13 protein-coding genes are annotated in these 18,339 nt (G+C 51.4%); 8 read left to right on the forward strand and 5 right to left on the reverse strand.

All coding sequences use genetic code 11. The features are described from left to right. Window positions 1-46 precede the first annotated feature (46 nt). Window positions 47-1,030, reverse strand: coding sequence for a substrate-binding domain-containing protein (locus tag ACT3UM_RS05655; RefSeq protein ID WP_498896882.1), 984 nt, complete (start codon window positions 1,028-1,030; stop codon window positions 47-49). Between the two features lie 315 nt (window positions 1,031-1,345). On the opposite strand from ACT3UM_RS05655, the gene ACT3UM_RS05660 reads away from it, so the two are divergent. Continuing rightward, window positions 1,346-2,362: a substrate-binding domain-containing protein gene (locus ACT3UM_RS05660; protein WP_498896884.1), complete on the forward strand. Its 1,017-nt coding sequence runs from the start codon at window positions 1,346-1,348 to the stop codon at window positions 2,360-2,362. Between the two features lie 116 nt (window positions 2,363-2,478). Beyond that, window positions 2,479-3,342: a YicC/YloC family endoribonuclease gene (locus ACT3UM_RS05665; protein ID WP_498896886.1), complete on the forward strand. Its 864-nt coding sequence runs from the start codon at window positions 2,479-2,481 to the stop codon at window positions 3,340-3,342. A 51-nt stretch (window positions 3,343-3,393) separates the two neighbouring features. Here ACT3UM_RS05665 and ACT3UM_RS05670 read toward each other — a convergent pair whose 3' ends face one another. Together ACT3UM_RS05670 and ACT3UM_RS05675 are read right to left on the reverse strand one after the other, a co-directional pair. Further along, window positions 3,394-4,632, reverse strand: coding sequence for a type II toxin-antitoxin system HipA family toxin (locus tag ACT3UM_RS05670; RefSeq protein ID WP_498896888.1), 1,239 nt, complete (start codon window positions 4,630-4,632; stop codon window positions 3,394-3,396). A 2-nt stretch (window positions 4,633-4,634) separates the two neighbouring features. Beyond that, window positions 4,635-5,000, reverse strand: coding sequence for a helix-turn-helix domain-containing protein (locus ACT3UM_RS05675; RefSeq protein WP_498896890.1), 366 nt, complete (start codon window positions 4,998-5,000; stop codon window positions 4,635-4,637). Window positions 5,001-5,238: 238 nt separating this feature from the next. Between ACT3UM_RS05675 and ACT3UM_RS05680 the strand changes: the two genes are divergently transcribed. The 5 genes from ACT3UM_RS05680 to ACT3UM_RS05700 all read left to right on the forward strand — a co-directional run bounded on the left by ACT3UM_RS05680 (window position 5,239) and on the right by ACT3UM_RS05700 (window position 15,703). After that, the gene (locus tag ACT3UM_RS05680; RefSeq protein WP_498896892.1) at window positions 5,239-8,118 is read left to right on the forward strand and encodes an SNF2-related protein; all 2,880 of its coding nucleotides are present in this window, start codon (window positions 5,239-5,241) and stop codon (window positions 8,116-8,118) included. Window positions 8,119-8,279: 161 nt separating this feature from the next. Continuing rightward, on the forward strand, window positions 8,280-11,576 hold the full coding sequence (locus tag ACT3UM_RS05685) for a site-specific DNA-methyltransferase (protein ID WP_498896894.1): 3,297 nt from the start codon (window positions 8,280-8,282) through the stop codon (window positions 11,574-11,576). Continuing rightward, a complete protein-coding gene (locus ACT3UM_RS05690) occupies window positions 11,563-12,156 on the forward strand; it encodes an ATPase (protein WP_498896896.1) in 594 nt (197 codons plus the stop codon). The genes ACT3UM_RS05685 and ACT3UM_RS05690 overlap by 14 nt, the downstream gene beginning before the upstream one ends. Beyond that, on the forward strand, window positions 12,153-12,347 hold the full coding sequence (locus ACT3UM_RS05695; RefSeq protein WP_498896898.1) for a hypothetical protein: 195 nt from the start codon (window positions 12,153-12,155) through the stop codon (window positions 12,345-12,347). The genes ACT3UM_RS05690 and ACT3UM_RS05695 overlap by 4 nt, the downstream gene beginning before the upstream one ends. Next, window positions 12,347-15,703, forward strand: coding sequence for a DEAD/DEAH box helicase family protein (locus ACT3UM_RS05700; protein ID WP_498896900.1), 3,357 nt, complete (start codon window positions 12,347-12,349; stop codon window positions 15,701-15,703). The genes ACT3UM_RS05695 and ACT3UM_RS05700 overlap by 1 nt, the downstream gene beginning before the upstream one ends. Window positions 15,704-15,974: 271 nt before the next feature. Here the strand turns inward: ACT3UM_RS05700 and ACT3UM_RS05705 are convergent, their stop codons facing one another. Together ACT3UM_RS05705 and ACT3UM_RS05710 are read right to left on the reverse strand one after the other, a co-directional pair. Continuing rightward, entirely contained in the window at window positions 15,975-17,261 is a 1,287-nt protein-coding gene (locus tag ACT3UM_RS05705) for a type II toxin-antitoxin system HipA family toxin (RefSeq protein WP_498896902.1), read from the reverse strand. Then, window positions 17,251-17,544 carry a helix-turn-helix domain-containing protein gene (locus ACT3UM_RS05710; RefSeq protein ID WP_498896904.1) on the reverse strand — a complete coding sequence of 98 codons (294 nt, stop codon included), beginning with the start codon at window positions 17,542-17,544 and terminating at the stop codon, window positions 17,251-17,253. Before ACT3UM_RS05710 ends, ACT3UM_RS05705 begins: the two co-directional genes overlap by 11 nt. A gap of 193 nt (window positions 17,545-17,737) precedes the next feature. Between ACT3UM_RS05710 and ACT3UM_RS05715 the strand changes: the two genes are divergently transcribed. Beyond that, entirely contained in the window at window positions 17,738-18,313 is a 576-nt protein-coding gene (locus ACT3UM_RS05715) for a histidine phosphatase family protein (RefSeq protein WP_498896906.1), read from the forward strand. Window positions 18,314-18,339 lie beyond the last annotated feature (26 nt).

Consider the following 18,339-nt stretch of genomic DNA (forward strand, 5'->3'; position numbering starts at 1 on the left):
GCTCATTGAGCGCGGCAGCGTTTACACCAAATGAATAAGCGTGGTTTTACAGGCCGAGCTCTGCCAGCTCATCCACGGTCTCTTTATTGAGCTCCAGTGGCTGGGAGGCAAAGATTGTGTGGCCGTCCAGGGTGATTTCGCCGAGCACCGGAAGCTCAGCCCCATCGGTAATCTCTTCGCCGTTATAGAGCATCTCACCGAGGGCGACGAACGCTTTACCTGCTTCCAGCGGGCTCCATTGGAAACCACCCGTAATGACTCCTTCATGCACCAAACGACGCCCCTGACCCGGTGAGAAAAGCCCCATTACGGCGACATCGCCCTCTAAGCCACGCTCTTTAACCGCACGAGCGGCACCGATGGTGCCTTGGCTGCCAAACGACATAATGCCGGCCAGGTCTTTATGAGCGCGCAGCAGATCAAGGGTGGTATTACGGCTATCGTCGACACTCTCAGCCACACCAAAACGTTCCGCCGCTTGGGTCAAGCCTGCGCAGTTTTCATCCAGCCAGTTCACCGCCGCATCCGCCCAGGCGTTGTGTGCGGGCACGCTCAGTCCGCCCACATAGACGGCGTAGGAGCCTTCACAGCCCGTGGTCTCAGCAAGCAGTTTGGCGTGCTCTTCGCCGAGCTGCTGCGACGAAATCATTTCAAAGTCGTAATCGATATTCTCTGACTCGGGGCTTTCGTGGGTCAGCACAATAATGCCCTGCTCACGCGCGCGCTCAAGCACCGGCTCGAGTACTTCACGGTCGTTGGGCACCACGCCGATGACATCGACACCGCGGCTGATCAGATCTTCAATCGCGCGTACCTGCAGGGCCGGGTCTGCGCTGGTGGGGCCCACCATATAGGCCTCGACGCCCAGCTCTTCTCCCATCTGCTCAATGCCCATCTCCATGGCATTGAACCAGGGGATGCCACCCACCTTGGCAACCACGGCGATAGTAGGAGACTCCTGAGCCATGGTGCTGGTGCTTCCGATAATGCCTGTTAGCGTAGCCGCGGTAAGAAGTGCTTTGTATTTCATTGTGATTTCCTGCTTGCTGTTGGCTAACCCAGTCAGTGGAATAGCGTGCATTGAAGCGCTTTAATAGTGCTGCTGTACGTTGCGCCAGGGTCAAATGAAATGACGCAGACGCTCCCGAGCCTCACAATGCATAGGAATTTAATGCACAGAAACTTTACACAGTGCTGGATACGTTAAGTGGTACTGAAGCGATGCGTCATCGCTATCGTTGTTGTCATTTAATCGAGCGTGCACAATCGGTTGTGCACTATGTAGGATTGATCTATTCCTTCATCACGTCAATGCTACTTTTATCTAATCGCAAGGAGCTGCCCCGTGGTTAGCGACTCTTCATCCAAGCGGCTGACTATTTACGACCTGGCGAGGTTGGCAGAAACATCGCCTAGTACCGTCAGTGCCGTGCTCAACGGCACTTGGCAGCGCCGTCGCATCAGTAAAAAACTGGCTAGCAAAATTCTTTCCCTCGCCCAAGCGGAAGGCTATTCAGCCAACATGCAGGCCCGTGCGCTGCGCCGGGAGCGTTCGGGGATTATTGGCATGATTCTGCCGCTCTACGACAACCGCTATTTCAGCTCGATTGCCCAACATTTCGAAGCCCAGGCGAGGCGCCGTGGGCTGTTTGCGATTGTCGCTTGTACCAACCGCGACCCGACCCAAGAGCGCGAGGCGGCGCGCATGATGCTCGCCTACCGGGTCGAGTGTTTAGTCAGTACCGGGGCCACTGATCCCGACACGATTTCAGCGATGTGCGATGAGAGCGGAGTGGCGAGTATTAACCTGGATTTGCCCGGCGGTAAGGCCCCCTCGATTATTTCCAATAACCGGGAGGGCGCGCAAAAGCTGACCCACGCCATTCTCGATCAGCTAGCCAGCCAAGCGCCGAGTGACAACGCCATCCTGTTTATTGGTGGCCGTGCGGAGGATCACAATACCCGCGAGCGGATTGCCGGATTCACCCAGGCTCGCGCTGAACGCGGGCTTTCCACCTCGGAGGCAGACATCATTCCCTGCGACTATGCCGCCGATAAGGCCCAGGTCGCGCTAGAGGCGTATATGCGCCACCGCGCTACGCTTCCCAGCGCGATGTTCGTCAACTCAACGATTTCGCTTGAGGGGATCGTGCGCTGGCTACAGCGGGGCGGCTACCAGCTTGACGATATGATTGTTGGCTGCTTTGACTGGGACCCGCTGGCCGCTGCGTTTCACCCTCACCTGATAATGGCACGCCAAAACGTGGGCGAGATGATCGACCGCGTCTTCGAGGTGATGGATACGCCATCGCCGGATGCCGGTCTGCTTATTGAGGTGCAGCCAGACATCATGGGTGTTTGATTTCCGTACTTTGGCTCACTATTCAACGTATCGAATAAATAGACGCCTCAATTCAAACAAGAGTGTTAGCGAATGCTCTACACTTCCAACACGCTAATCTCTCTACAGGTTTTTCCATGACGCACAGCATGACCGCCTTCGCCCGCACCGAGCAGGCCGCCCCCTTTGGCACCCTGCAGGTCGAAATTCGCTCGGTGAATCAGCGCTACTTAGAGCCACATTTTCGCCTACATGAAAGCCTACGGGATTTAGAACCGGTGCTGCGCGAAGCGCTGCGTACTCGCTTGGCCCGTGGCAAAGTGGAGTGCGGCGTGCGGTTCGAGAGCGCCGACACCGCTCAAGCGCCTGCGGTGAACGCCCAGCGGTTAAAAGAGATTGCCGACGCCCTAGCCGCCATTCAGCAGCAGGTGCCCAGCGCCGTGCCGCCCACCACGCTCGCGCTTCTCAATCAGCCCGGCGTAATGGAAACCCAGCACCTGGATCAAGACGCCATCAAAGCCGCCGCCAAAGCGCTGTTTGACCAAGCCTTGGATGAGTTAATTGACGCCCGCGCCCGTGAAGGCGACAAGCTCTCCGAGATGATCACCACCCGCTTGGCGGCAGTAAGCGAGCAGGTCGCTACCGTGCGCAGCCTGCTCCCGCAGATTCTGGAGCGCCAACGCGCCCAACTGCTGGAGCGCTTGGAAGTCGCCAAAACCGAACTCGACCCGCAACGCCTGGAAGCCGAACTGGTTCTGGTAGCGCAAAAAGCTGATGTGGATGAAGAACTAGACCGCCTGACCGCGCATATAGAAGAAGTGAGCCACCAGCTCGCTCAAAAAGGCCCCAAAGGCCGCCGCCTGGATTTCCTGATGCAGGAACTCAACCGCGAAGCCAACACGCTCTCGTCAAAATCGGTGGTCGCCGAAACTACCCGCTGTGCGGTAGAGCTGAAGGTATTGATCGAGCAGATGAGGGAGCAGATTCAAAATATTGAGTGATAGAGACTAAAGCTATATTTTCTAAATATTCTAATTTTTGTATATATAGTTTCAAATAATCGCGGATGCGATTAGCTGTTGCTCTTGCCGATGTATACCTATTTCATTGGCATAGTGATGCCAGCGGCTTGTTACTTTTTGGAGCTGTTCAAGGATTAGCCGTGCCTCACTTGGTGAGAGCTGAAAATAGGGCGAAACATCCAGCGCTAACTCCAAATCTAACGCATTGGAGTGCTCGTCGATATTTAAATGCAGCCCTACAGCCCCTAGCGAGATATTGATATCGTAGGCGGGCGATAGTCGCCAGCCGCTATTATTTTCTGCCAACAAGAAACCATGGTTGCGCAGATGATCATCAGCGTTTGAGACAAGTATGTTGAACACCATTCTGCGCCAAAGCTGGTGCAGATCCTGCTGAGTATGGGCTCCTTGCTCGATAAGAAACTGGGCTAGCTCAAGATAGCTAGCGCCCGCATCGCCATCGTAATAACCCAGCTGAGTCATCGCTGAACTAAAGTGCCGACGTAAGCTGCCAACACGGTCAAAGCGTTGGGTTAGAAAGGTGTGGTGGGGACTATTGAACCGCTGAAGTCGGCAAGGCGCCATTTCGATGCCCGCATCCACTGCCATGCGATAAAGCAAGTATTCCCATGCGGCTATATCGTAATCGTCATACCGGCTGGGAAATTTTGCTAGCCAGAGATCATCGCCATCCATGACACAGGCTTTTGGTCTCGCCCCGCCCAGCGACGAACCGGGCGAAACGAGCATATACAACCACTTTAGATAGTCGGGGCTATCCAAATCAGGCTGTAGTTCTATTTGGCTAACCGCAAACTCCAGTTCTCTCAAGCTAGATAATGGCGGTGCAGCAAACTGTTGATGGTTATCGAGAAAAGATCCGTCTTCTTGTAACTTAAAGCGCAGCCCGCCCATGCGAAACGTATCGTGCACACCCAGGAGATAGTCAGATTCGTTGAGGTTTACTAAACGCCTACCCTCTTGCCTAGCCACAACCGCTTCACGCCGCTGCATGAGCAGGCGCCCCCATCTATCCGGGCAAGAATCTAAAAATACACGGAAATTGCGCGCGTCATTATTGAACTGATCACCCGAAAACAACTGCAACTCAGGGTCAATCTGTACAGCAAGCGGAGAGTCGAGCCATGCCTGCGCATACGCGAAGCGGTAGACTTCGCTGCCCCGAACAAGGTCGACTTCTAGTCTCCCAACTAGCTCAGGCGGCTGCGTAGCAAGCCAATCAGCATAGACCCATATCGATTTACTCATGATTAACGCCTGCCTTCAGTGGTAGGGCGATAAACCACAGAGCTAGCGTTTTTCGACTTAATAGAGGTCTTATTAGACGTTTTAAGCAGCGCAATATCTTGCAGTTTGCGCCCAAACTCATCGTCTAATGCTACGTTCGCTAAATCGCTAGCAAGCCCAAGTGACGATAACACCACTAGGTAATGGCCCATTGAGACGCTAGGCTCGCCACGCAGAATATTGCGCAGCGTCGGCATAGAGAGCCCCGTGCGCTCTGATAGCTGGGTTTGGGTGATTTTACGGCGCTTCATGGCAAGCAAGATGTTCTCGCCCAGCGCTTTTAACACCCTGAGATCCTTGGGGAACACAACAGCTGAACGAGATGGCATAAAGCTATATCTTCATTTTAAAGTTAATTATGAAATTATAGTTTCATAATGTGCAAGTGTCACGATGCTTTTCGGCGCGATAGCGCAACTTACAGTCGTGCTGGAAAGTTTCGGTAGTCTCGGTGATGCCCTCACTTTCGAGCATAGCAAGTTTATGATGCGCGGTGCCCAGCCTTGCACATTATGTTGCGGCAAGGGAAAGTAAGATCTGTCTTATTGCAACGGGTAGGGGAATAGGGTGACGACTGAGAACATCACGAACTACCATGCCAAGTACTTTGCTTATGAGCTAACTCGCCAGCGGCGAGGTGGTGATGTCGATAGATTGGCAACATCTCTATTTGATGCTTCCGTCGACCTTAATCCCCATCAAATTGATGCCGCCCTCTTTGCGTTACAAAATCCGTTATCAAAAGGCGTTTTACTGGCGGATGAAGTGGGTCTTGGTAAAACCATTGAGGCAGCCCTGGTTATATGCCAGTACTGGGCAGAGCGTCGGCGTCGTTTATTAGTGATTGCGCCAGCCGCGCTACGAAAACAGTGGGCGAATGAACTATCCGAGAAGTTCCACCTGCCTACCCAGGTGCTTGATGCTCGTACCTACAAGCAGCAGCGTGACCAAGGGATATACGATCCTTTAGATCAAGATGTCATCAGTGTGATGTCATACCATTTTGCTGCCAAAATGGAGCCCCAGCTGCGCACCATACCGTGGGATCTCGTCGTCATTGACGAAGCTCACAAACTGCGCAATGCCCACCGTGAAAGTCATCGCACCGGACAGGCTATTAAGCGAACGTTTGCAGGTTGCCGTAAGCTGTTACTCACGGCGACCCCGCTTCAAAACTCATTGATTGAGCTATATGGTCTATCGACCGTAATTGATGAACAGCTGTTCGGGGATGCAATCAGTTTTCGACGTCAATTCATGCGTAATGGTAACGACATTGAGGGGCTGCGCCGTCGCCTTGACGAGTTTGCCAAGCGTACTCTAAGGCGTCAGGTATTAGAGTACGTCCAGTATACTCACCGAAAGGCACTAACGATTCCATTTACCCCCTCACCTGATGAGCAGCGGCTCTATCACTTGGTATCAGGTTATCTGGCACGCGAAGACAGCTATGGCGTGCCATCCCGCCAGCGTCACTTGGTCTCGCTGGTCATTCGAAAATTGCTAGCATCATCCACCACCGCCATTATCCAGACCCTAGAAACACTAAAGGAGCGTTTAGAATCGCTCCACAATCAGCATCAAGTTGAGCAAGACTGGCTTGCAACGTTGCTAGCCGGTGAATCACTTGATGAAGAGCTGTTGGAATCAGCCGATACCGACGAGGTTGGAGAAGTTAATGCGCAGTATTTGATAGAGCAGGAGATCAATCCAACCCGGTTACAGGGCGAAATCGCTGAAATAGAGCAGTATCTGAGCTTGGCTAAAGGCATCCATGAAGATGCTAAATCCCATGCGTTAGTTACCGCCCTTGAAACGGGTTTCGCCCGTATGGATGAGATGGGAGCACCACGCAAAGCGGTGATTTTCACCGAATCGCGGCGTACGCTTGAGTATTTAAGTCGCTTCCTCGAACTCCATGGCTTTGCTGATCAAGTAGTCACTTTTAGCGGCACCAACAACAGCCCGGGGATAACGGGAATTTACCAGCGTTGGCTAACTGAGCATTCAGGCAGCGATCACATTACAGGCAGTCCTGCTATCGACCGGCGCTCTGCCATCATTGACCATTTCCGTGATAGTGCGCAGATTTTAGTGGCGACTGAGGCTGCCGCCGAAGGGGTCAACCTCCAATTCTGTAATCTAGTGGTCAACTACGATCTTCCCTGGAATCCTCAGCGGGTAGAACAACGTATTGGTCGCTGCCACCGTTACGGGCAGCAGTTTGATGTGGTGGTCGTTAACTTCTTAAATCAGCGTAATGAGGCTGATAAACGCGTTTTAGAGCTATTAAGCGAGAAGTTCCAGCTGTTCGATGGATTGTTCGGCGCTTCCGATGACATTCTTGGCCGATTGGAATCCGGGGTGGACATCGAGAAACGCATTGCTGAAATCTATGCTACCTGCCGCACACCTAATGCTATTGAGGCGGCCTTTGTAGCGCTACGTGAGAAATTAGAGGCCGATATTGATGTCCGCATGCGTGAGACCGAGAGCAAGTTACTTGAGCACTTCGACGAGCAGATTCACGATTTGTTACGAATCCAACGCGACAAAGCTGAGGCTCAGCTTGATCGCACCGGTAAACTTTTTTGGAAACTCACCCGGCACAGCTTAGCCAATCAGGCCGTCTTCAGTGACCGTCACCTAACCTTTCAGCTAAAAGAATCGCCACTAAGTAGTGTACCAACGGGTGAATACTGGTTGATTCGCAAAGAGAAGGGCATTAAGCCACCTGAACATGCCCACATCTATCGGCTCACCCATCCACTGGGTGAGCATGTATTGGATCATGGGCGCCGCCAGGAGACACCTACGGTTACGCTTCGCTTTCAGCTGGCAGATCACCCACTTCGCATATCCGTACTTGAACAACTGCCGACCCAAAGCGGCTGGTTGGAGCTAAACCTGCTTGAACTCGATAGCTTCCAACATGAAGAACACTTGGTATTCACTGGCCTCGCCGACGATGGCACACGTCTTGATCAAGAAGCATGTGAACGGCTGTTCAATATTTCAGCTTTGGTGGAGAAGCAAGCGCCTGAACCTCCAGCAGATTTGGCTCCGCTGGCTAAAAGACAGTTGGATGCCACCCTTAGTCGCGTTCTAGAAGAGAACCACGGCTATTTTCAGCGCGAACGTGACAAACTAGAGGCTTGGGCCGAAGACCAAGTTACCTCTAGCGAAGCACAACTGGAAGATACGCGGGCTAAGATCAAAGACGCCAAGCGACGTTCGCGGATCGCCGAGTCCTTGGAAGAGCAAAAAGCCGCCCAAGAGGTGCTTAAGTCGTTTGAACGACAACAGCGGCGGGATCGACAGTTAATTTTCGATGTGCAAGATGAGATTGAAGAGAAACGCGACGCGCTCATTGATGCTCTGGAGCGACAGATGCATCGTAAAAGCCAGACCCACCGGCTGTTCCGGGTTCGCTGGGAACTGGCGTAAACGCTAACCACCATCGCATGACGTAAGCCGCGAGGGTCGGTATCATCTGTGCAACTTAATATTGAGGGCTGAACAGCATGTTCAGCCCCGTTTGTGCGTAATTTACTGTTGCAAAAGGCTGTTTCAAAACGTCTTGCGCACGTAGCTAATGGGAAAGATCAATGGTTGTAGCAATTGCCGAGACTCACAAGGAACGCTTTATCAAGCTGCTGCATGAGCTGTTCCAGCTTGATAAGCCAGAGTTGGATTTCGGGCTGTACCGCATCATGCATGCCAAAAGCGACCAGCTCTCCCGCTTTATTCGTGAAGACCTAGCGCAAGCGATTGAAGATGCCTTCGCCGAGCAGGGCGAGCAGCAACTGTCAGCCATGCGTAATGACATTGAGCAGAAGCGTAAACAAGCTGAAGAATTAGGTGCTCCAGACCCGGATAGCGCCCCTGCCGTGAAGCAGGCAAGGGCGGCTTACCATGTGGCCAAGCAAGAGCAGAGTGCCTCGGTAGATATCTACGACCATCTCTACCGCTTCTTTTCACGCTACTACGATAAAGGCGATTTTATGAGCCGCCGCCACCATGTGGCGGAGAATGACAGCCGTGCGGCCCCTTACGCCGTGCCCTACGATGGCCGTGAGGTTTATCTCCACTGGGCCAACAAAGATCAGTACTACGTAAAATCTTCCGAAACCTTAGCCAATTTTACCTTCAACCTAAACGAAGCGTTAAAGACGCTGCAAGGCTCCGCGGCCCAAGCAGGGTTGGCATTTGATTCGACAGACGCTGCCCTCAAAGTACACTGCCGCGTGGTGGATGCTACCGAAGGTGAACACAACGATGTAAAAGAGAGCACCGAACGCTTCTTTATCATCCATCACGATGAACCTATTCGCTTGGATGGCGCCGATCTCGTGCTGCAGTTTGAATACCGACCGGATCCCGAAAAGACCGGGCAGAGTGGCACCTGGCAAAAGAGGCGGTTGGTCGAAGCAGAAGAGAGCATCATGGAGGCGCTGCGTGCCACCGATGGTGTCGTCGCCTACCGTGAAAACTTGGCCACCCGTGCGCCCACTGACAAGCAGAAAGAACGCACATTGCTGGGCAAGTACTTGCAGCAGTACACGGCCCGCAACACCATGGATTATTTTATCCACAAAGACCTGGGCGGTTTTCTTTCCCGCGAGTTGGATTTCTATATTAAAAATGAAATTCTGCGGCTTGATGATATCGACGATGTGGATGTGTTAATCGTTGAACAACAGCTTAAAAAGATCAAAGTGCTGCGTAAATTGGCTAAGAAGATTATTGCTTTTCTGGCACAGTTGGAAAATTTTCAGAAGAAACTTTGGTTGAAGAAAAAATTTGTTACAGAAACTGATTACTGCATTACTCTAGATCATCTTGAGGGTTTTCCTGATATTTTAAGTTCTATTTTTAAAGAAAAAAAACAAAGAGAACAATGGGAAGACCTTTGTTCTCTTGATCTGGGTAAACTTGATCAAGATCTCTTGTCCAATCCGCCTCAAGATTTAATTAATTTAGAAATATATAGATTTCTGATGGTGGATACTGCACTTGTTAGTAAAGATTTAAAAGAAAGTCTACTCTCGGTAATTAATGGGTTAGATTCATTATTACTCGGAATTTGCATTCACTCAGAAAACTCACAGGCTATAAACCTTACTAGAAAAAAATTTGAGAAGTCTGTTAAATTTGCTTACATAGATCCACCATATAATACAGGGAAAGATGGGTTTGCTTATAAAGACAGCTATCAGCACTCCAGCTGGCTATCTATGGCCTATGAAAAAGTAAAAGAATCATTAGGTCATATTGCCGATAATGGTAGCTTTTGGGTATCTTCAGATGATACGGAAGGGCATTATTTTAAGCTTGTTGGAGATGAGATTTTTGGTAGGGAGTGTTTCATAGCAGATTTTATATGGAAAAAGCGGGATGGTGCTCCAAATGATAGGAAAGTTGGTTCTATTAATGAGCATATTTTTGCATGGTCGAAAAAAGCAGTCATAGGATCTCGGCAGACTGTTGCGGAAGATAACTTTAACTTGATGCCTAGAACTGAAAAAGCTGATTCCCAATATAGAAATTTTGAAGATCCAAATGGAAAGGATCCTAAAGGAGAGTTTAGAAAGATTGATACTACTGCTAATGCAAAGGGCGGTAGATATGTTGAAAGCCTTTATTATCCAATAAGAAACCCATTTACTGGCGAAGAGGTCTTTCCAAGAAAAGGGACATGTTGGCGTCATAATAAGATTGAGATGGAAAGGCTGCAAAATGATAATAGGCTTTATTGGGGAGTGTCTGGTACTGCTAAGACTCCTATGCGGAAGCTTTATAAAATAGAGGCCAGGCAGGGTATGGCAACACCAACAGTTTGGGACGATGTTGGTTATAACCAGCATGCTTCTAACGAAGGTGAAAAGCTATTCGGAGTAAAAGCTTTTTTTGATACTCCAAAACCAACTTCAATGCTCAGTAGAATTGTTACTATATCCAGCAATAATGGAGAATGGGCGTTCGATTTTTTTGCAGGATCTGGATCTCTGGCAAGTGCTGTAATTAATGAATCTCGGTCGAGAGATTCTATAAGAAAGTACTTATTAGTTGAAGTTGGGGCTCATTTTGACGAAATTCTTAAGCCGAGAGTTATAAAAAGTGTTTATGCTTCAGATTGGAAAGATGGAGCTCCTAAGGAAATAAAAAATCAAGGGTTAAATGGTGTTTCTCACTTTTTTAAGTACTTACGCCTCGAAAGCTACGATGACACGCTCAATAACTTAGAGCTAGGCGAAGATCCCAAGCTCGACGCGTTAATGGAGCAACATCCGGAGTTACGCCACGACTACACGCTTAAGTACCTGCTGGATGTAGAAACCCGTGGTTCGTCTAGCCTGCTGAATACCGAGTGGTTCCGTGATCCTGAAAGCTACATGCTGAAGGTGAAACAGCCCGGCAGTGATGAAAGCCGTAAAACCGCTGTGGATCTGGTCGAGACCTTTAACTGGCTGATTGGCCTGCATGTATCGCATTTGGACAAGCCGCGTACCTACGTGGCCCGCTTCGAGCGCGAGACCGACCCCGAGCTGCCGGAAGATCAGAACACGCGGCTTAAGGCAGTAAGCCTGCGTGAAAATGAAGATGGCGCTTACTGGATTCGCCAAGTGGAAGGCCACGTGCGCCGTATTCCCGGTAGTGATGAGGACTTGGCGAAAGTGTTGGTGGTGTGGCGCAAGCTCACGGATGACCCTGAGAAAGATGCCGCTGTGCTAGAGGCGCTGCTCGAAAAATATAAGATCGGCACCACGGACAGCGAGTTCGACACCATTTATATCAATGGCCCCCATGGCCTGAATTTGACGGGCCGTGCCCGTGATCGTGTTCATAGCCTGGAAGAAACCTTCCATGCCCGCATGTGGGAAGGGTGTGATGATGAGCTCTAAACCTGCCATGCCGACGTGTTGGATCGTTGCTGGCCCCAATGGGGCTGGCAAGACCACCTTTGCCCTGCATTATTTGCCGCAGGTGGCTAAGTGTGCACGTTTTATCAATGCCGACTTAATTGCTGCCGGGCTGTCCCCTTTAGCGCCTGAGCGTGAGCTGCTCTCTGCCAGCCGTATTTTTCTCAAGGAAATCGAGGACGCGATTAATGAAGGCGAAGACTTTGCTTTTGAGACAACGCTCTCAGGGCGGGGGTATCTCAGCCTGATAAAACGTCTGATGGAATCGGGGTGGCGGGTCGAACTCGTCTATTTGGCGCTGCCTTCGCTTGAGATGTCGCGTCTGCGTGTGGCTGAGCGTGTCTCTCACGGTGGCCACCATATTCCGCTGAAAGATATCCAGCGCCGCTTCCCCCGCAGCCTGAACAACCTATTGATGCTCTACGCGCCAAGCGTTACCCGTGCACGCTGTTTTATGAACGCGGGAGGAGCCCCTGCGCCGGTTTTTGAGCAAGCGGGTGCGCAGCGCCAGGTGCTTGATGAGCGTTACTACACTTTACTCCTTAAGGAGTCTCAGTCATGACTCAGTTGACCCCCGATACTCACGAGATGCTAGAAAGCTTGCGTTCGGCTGTTGCTGAAACGCTCGAGCGTAAACGCCGCCTTGGTCAGTATGCTGTGGTCTGGGAGAACGATAGGCCAGTCCTCATAGGTGATGATGCGCCTACCCAACAGAGTGATGAGCAGAATCTACAGGATCGGGAGTCGCATTAATGGCAGGTAAGCCACGCCAAGCCAAAATCAGAGCACTCAGCGCTAAGAATGACTTTCTCAAAAAACTGGTGCTCAACCAGTGGGTGATGACGCGCTTTGGTATCGACCCGCTTGAGCAGTACCGTGACAAGGGCAGCCAAGTGCGCCCAATCACGCTACTGAATAAAAACCTCAAAGAGAGTCAGCCAGGGCTAACAGGGGATCGACATCATCACTACCTGCACGCATTGCTGGGTGGGTATCAGTCAAGCTGGCAATATAGCGAAGAGGATTTAAAGCGTTTTGATGCCAATATCATTGAGCACACGGATGCCTTGAACCAGCAGCGTGAGGTGGAAGTCGAGTGGAAGTATTTCCAGTGGCTGACGCTGCTATTCGTGGAAATTTACCTATTCGAATATTTTCGTGACCGTGAGGCGCTGAAAGAGGGCCTTAACGCCCAGGTGGATAGATTTAACGCTTTTTGGCAAGGGCAGGGGTACCAAACAGGCATTGGCCGCTACCAGGACGAAGACCTTAATAAGCTCTGCCTGCAAAATGCTACCGGCTCCGGTAAAACGCTGCTAATGCACACCAACGTGCGGCAATTTCGTCACTATGCCCGTCAACACCAACGCATTGGTGACTATGGCCAGATTATCTTAATCACGCCCAATGAACGCCTCAGCGATCAGCATTTACTTGAGTGCCGTGAGTCTAGCTTAGAGGCGGAGCGCCTTAGTCAAGACGGAGGAGATCTGTTCAGCGGTGAGCGCAAGTCACTCAGCCGCGTCGCGATTAGTGAGATTACCAAGCTCGGCACTGAGCAGGGTAAAAAGAAAATGGCCGTCGACAGCTTTGGTGATGGCAATTTGCTGCTGGTTGACGAAGGGCATCGTGGGTTGGGCTCTGCCAGTGAGGAGAAAGGCTGGCTTTCGCATCGTAACAAGCTGGCGGGACGTGGCTTCACCTTTGAGTACTCGGCCACCTTTAAAGAAGCGGTAGTGGCCGCTGGGGATAATGGGGTTGAGGAGTCTTACGCCAAGAATATCCTTTTCGATTATGGGTACCGCTATTTCTATGAAGATGGCTACGGCAAGGATTACCGCATCTTTAATTTGCCCGAGAAAGAAACGCGGCAGCGTTACACTTATCTGACAGCGGCGCTATTGGCTTTTTACCAGCAGCAGCGATATTTCCACGAAGAGCACCGACAGCTAAGCCAGTGGAACCTTGCCGTGCCACTCTGGGTGTTTGTGGGTGCCAGCGTGGTAAAAGACGATGGCAGTAAAGAGAGCGCCAAAAATTACAATGAGCGTGCTTCCGATATCGCACAGGTGTTGGGTTTTCTAGCGTGGTTTTTGGGCGAAAAAGAGCAAGCTAAGCAGGCGCTCAGTGCTGTATACCAAGGTGATGCAGCAAGTGCGGGCCTGATTGATAAGCAAGGCAATGAAATTTTCTCTGGAAGCTTTCCTTGGCTTAAAGAGCAGCAACTAACCGTAGAAGCTCTCTATCGGGATATTCTTACGCTTACTTTTCACGCAGCAGGAGGCGGTACGCTCAACGTTGACCGGATTACCGGTGATTCAGGCGAGCTGCTGTTAAAGGTTGGTGAGGCTGAAAAGCCCTTTGGTCTGATTAATGTGGGCGACGCCTTAGGTTTAGCTGAGCACCTGGATAGCCATGATATAAAGCACCTGCAGGTTCGTAAGTCTGAGCTGGCGAACCCTATTTTTGCCGAGGTTACTCGTGATAGCTCGCCTGTCAATCTACTGATTGGTTCCAAGAAATTTGTTGAGGGGTGGAACTGCTGGCGGGTTTCCAGCATGGGGCTGATGAATACCGGTAAGAAAGAGGGCTCGCAGATTATTCAGCTCTTCGGCCGTGGGGTACGCCTTAAGGGGCGTGACATGAGCTTGATGCGCTCAAGCCGACTTGATCCGATTCTTGCTCCAAAATACCTTTACTTGTTGGAAACGCTGAATGTGTTTGGCGTTGGCGCCGACTTTATGGCCACCTTCCGTGACTTTCTGGAAGACGAAGGTTTGCCGGGTAACGATAACCCGGAAGTGCATACTCTAAAGCTCAATGTCATGGAGGATGTGGGCAAGTCATTGAAGATGCTGCGGCCTAAAGTACGCCAGGATACACGGCAGGCCTACAGCTTTCATCGTGATGGCCCATTAGTAAGTTTTGGCCATCCTGTATTAAGTGGTGACTTTCAGAATGCGTTGGGTCTAACACCCGATATCGTCCTAAAGGAGCGCCGGGTCGAGGTAGACCGCTATCCCAGGGTGGATAGCATTCAAGCGTCGGGTGTGAAAGAAGTCATGGCTAAGCCCGGCTTGGCGAAGCAGCAGTCGCGCTATTTCGATAATGACCGGCTTTTGTTCGTCGATATGGCAGCGTTGGCACGTGACTTGGAGCGTTACCGGCGTAATCGTGGGTACGCGAATGTGTTAATCGATGCGCATCGTTTGCCAGCGCTACTGAAAAGCCAAATTTGGTACACCTTGTTAGTACCCGATGACCAGTGGAAGCTACGTGCTGATAACTTCCAGCGTTACCAGAGTATGGCGTTAGAGCTGCTATCGTTGCTGTTAGATCGTGTTTTCAACTATCACCGGCGTGCTTACCTAGAGCCACGTATGGAGCTGGTAGCACTTGAGGAAGCGAGCGGTAATTTGCCTGCCACCAGTGAGTATCAGTTGGTGGTTGATGGCAGTGAGTCAGCGCTTATTGACGATATCAAACAAATGAAAGTGGCCATTGAGCAGCAACAGCAGGCAGCTTATCGCTCATCTAAAGCAAATGGTATTAGCGCCCTGCAGCTCGGTGTGCATCTCTATAATCCATTGTTACACCTAGGCAAGGATAGCCGGATCCGTGTTGAGCCTGTTGCTCTTAATGACAGTGAATACCGCTTTGTTGAAGATTTAAGAGCTTGGCTTGAAAGGAACCAGCAGTTAATCGCTGAGCGAGGCGAACAGATTTATTTGCTTCGGAATCTGGTTAAGCAAGGGATAGGGTTCTTTGAAGCAGGAGGCTTCTATCCAGACTTCATCCTCTGGCATGTTCAGCAGGACAAGCAGCGTATCGTCTTCGTGGATCCACACGGCGTCCGGCACACCGGGTCTAAAGATGAAAAGATCGAATTCGCTGAGCGCATCAAAGATGTCCAGCGACGCTTGAAGGATGAGCGAGTGGAGCTTGAAAGCTTTATTTTGGCCCCTTCCAGTACGACAAGCGCGTGGGTTAACAACCATTGGGGAGTAACGGCTGAGGAACTACGTGCCAAGCATGTGTTGTTTATGTCGGATTCGGACTATCTGGATAGCCTTATGCAAATGATCACGGCTCCGTCAGCCCACGTTTAGTGCGATTTGCAGCGTTAATCCAATTCGAGACGCGTCGCGTCTCGAATTATCGCAAATAACAGTACTAAAGCTTTAGTAACGCTTTGACGTCCCGAAGCGCAAGATGGAAAAAGGTACCCGACACCCGTGGCAACTGGCACAGCATCGTTTTAATGAAGCGGCTGGAGTCATCCAGGTCTTTGGCCACCACCCAGGATAATGGCTCGGAGTTTACCGAACACCTGGGGCTAAAGCGGTCACGGCAACGATCTACTGTGGTGATCCCTGCTGCTCAGGCGAGCAATAGCCCCTTGTTTTCCTGCCACGCTTGATTCACTCGCTGGGTGATCAATTCGATGGTGCTGGCTTTCACGCCGAGGTTCTTTGCCACGCCAGGAAAGGTACTGATAACGTCAACGATCTCTTGAACGTACGGCTGAGCCTGTTTCCAATTGGCAAAGCCTGCATGGGTGGCTAGCTGCTGAATGGCTTTTAGAGGCGGCTGTTTACCGTAGCCTGTATAAGCAGTCGCGTGCTCTGCAAAAGGGTGGGGGCTAAAGGTCACATCATAGAACGGTGCTGGGCTCCATTGGCCTGTATCATCCTGCAAGAATGCCCAGTTTTTACTGTGATCGTCCTGGTTGCAGGCAAATAGATTAAACAGCGCGCGTCGAAATTGCAGTTGGCCGACGGCGGGAGAACGGCACAGCTGGCGGCTGGCTTTGATAAGGTCTGCGTAATCCAGGCTAGGAGTTCGAAAGTCGGCGTCCAGCAGCCCACAGGCGCTATGCATATGCAGACGCCCCGCAGGGTTTTGATTAATCCAATCGAATCGTTTGATGGCCAACCAGGCTCGCTCACCTTGCGGTGTGGGTATGTGCAGCAACTGCCATTCCGGCGGCTCAAGGCCAGCCTTTTTAGCTAACTCCAGGTATGCCGCTTCGCATAGGCCTTCTTCGTGACCCAGGGACAAATGTTGGGAGGTAAACTTGACCAGCCACGCGTCATCCGCTGGCTGGGCATAGGTTCGGCACTTGCTGAATTGCCCAGGCGGCATAAAAAGCTGTGCTTTTGGTCTTGCCCCACCGGAGCTACCCGCGGCGACTAGGGCACTCAGTACGTCCTCGGTTTGACCATCGAAAACGGCCTGTGCTTGAAGCCCGAGTGTCGCTAAGTCTTCGTTATCGCTTTGTGGCGGCGCAGCCTCTGATTCTGGCTCAAAGGCCAGTGCGCCTATGCCGCGCTGACCAACAAATGCCAGTCGATCCATCGCCGTAAGCTGCATAGGCGCTATACCATGTTGACGGAATACTCGGTCTTGTAGCAGCAGTCCCCAGCCATCGGGTAAACAGTCGCCGAATACGCCGTGCAGCCCTTGATGGGGTGTTTTTGGGGCGGGCTGAAGCGCGAGGCCATGCTGTAACGTAAAGGGCGATAGGTTGCCATGTCGTTTCTCATAGCCTTCCGCGTACTGAAAAAATACCCCTTGGCGGTTTTGCGCTAATACGCCTGCAGCGACCTGTTCGCCGGTTGATAGCGTGCGCGTTACGTTCAGCCGCTGCGTTGGTTTAAAGGCCATCTTTGAGCACCTCATCGATAGAGGAAGGTGTCTTTGCGTTGAATGCGTCTTGTTGGGTCAGCGAATATAGCCGGGCCAAGTCGTCTAGGCTTTGCCATAGCAACAGCAGTTGGCGAAACGATATTTGCCCGGTGAGCTCAAATTTTTTGATCGTGGGGGCGGGCACGTTGCTGCGCTCCGCCAGCGCCGCACGGGATAACTTGGCCTTTTCGCGTAAGTGGCGCAAGTGGGCAACAAAGGCGTGCTGGACATCAGTATCGTCTAATAGAAGAAAACGGTGCATTCGACAGCATTCCTATTGTGGACACTATAATAGCTATTTTATCTCTTTTAGGGTTGTTTTGGATACAACTGTATCTGTTTATATTCTTTCCCAATTCGAGACACGCTGTGTCTCGAATTGGGAAAATGGGTGGTTGTGACATACATATCGCCTTTGGTTCTTTTAATACTTCTTGATGAAAAAGGACAATTTTATGCCCACCCTACGCTACCTCACGTTAATCCTTCTGCTCGCTATACTGGGTGCGCTACCCATCAGTACCCAGGCAAACGACGCCACCTGGCAAGCACTACAAGAAGGCGGCTTGGTGATTCTAATGCGTCATTCGCTGGCACCGGGCATTGGTGACCCGCCGGGATTTGAACGTGGCCGCTGCGAGACTCAGCGCAATCTTTGTGCGGCTGGGCGTACTCAGGCAGAAGCTGCTGGTCGCGCGTTTCGTGAACGGGATATCCCCATTGCGGCGGTGTATTCGTCAAGCTGGTGCCGGGCGTTGGATACCGCTGAGCTAATGGCACTGGGCAGTGTAGAGTCTGTAGCGTGGCTAGATTCGTTCTTTCGCGGGCGCGGTGATCAAGCGCAAATCACCCAAAACGCCCAGCAGCAGATCGCTGCATGGCAGGGGCCGGGCAATTTGCTGCTGGTTACCCATCAGGTGAATATCACCGCGTTGGTGGGCAGCGGCGTAGGCTCTGGCGAGATGATTGTGGTGCGTCCCACGGATAATTCGTTTCAAGTAGTGGGGCGGTTAAACGTTAGCGGTGACTAATTCGCTTCTTAACCCTTTAAACAGTT

The sequence above is a fragment of the Halomonas sp. AOP13-D3-9 genome (assembly GCF_052379125.1).
Lineage (GTDB): Bacteria > Pseudomonadota > Gammaproteobacteria > Pseudomonadales > Halomonadaceae > Vreelandella.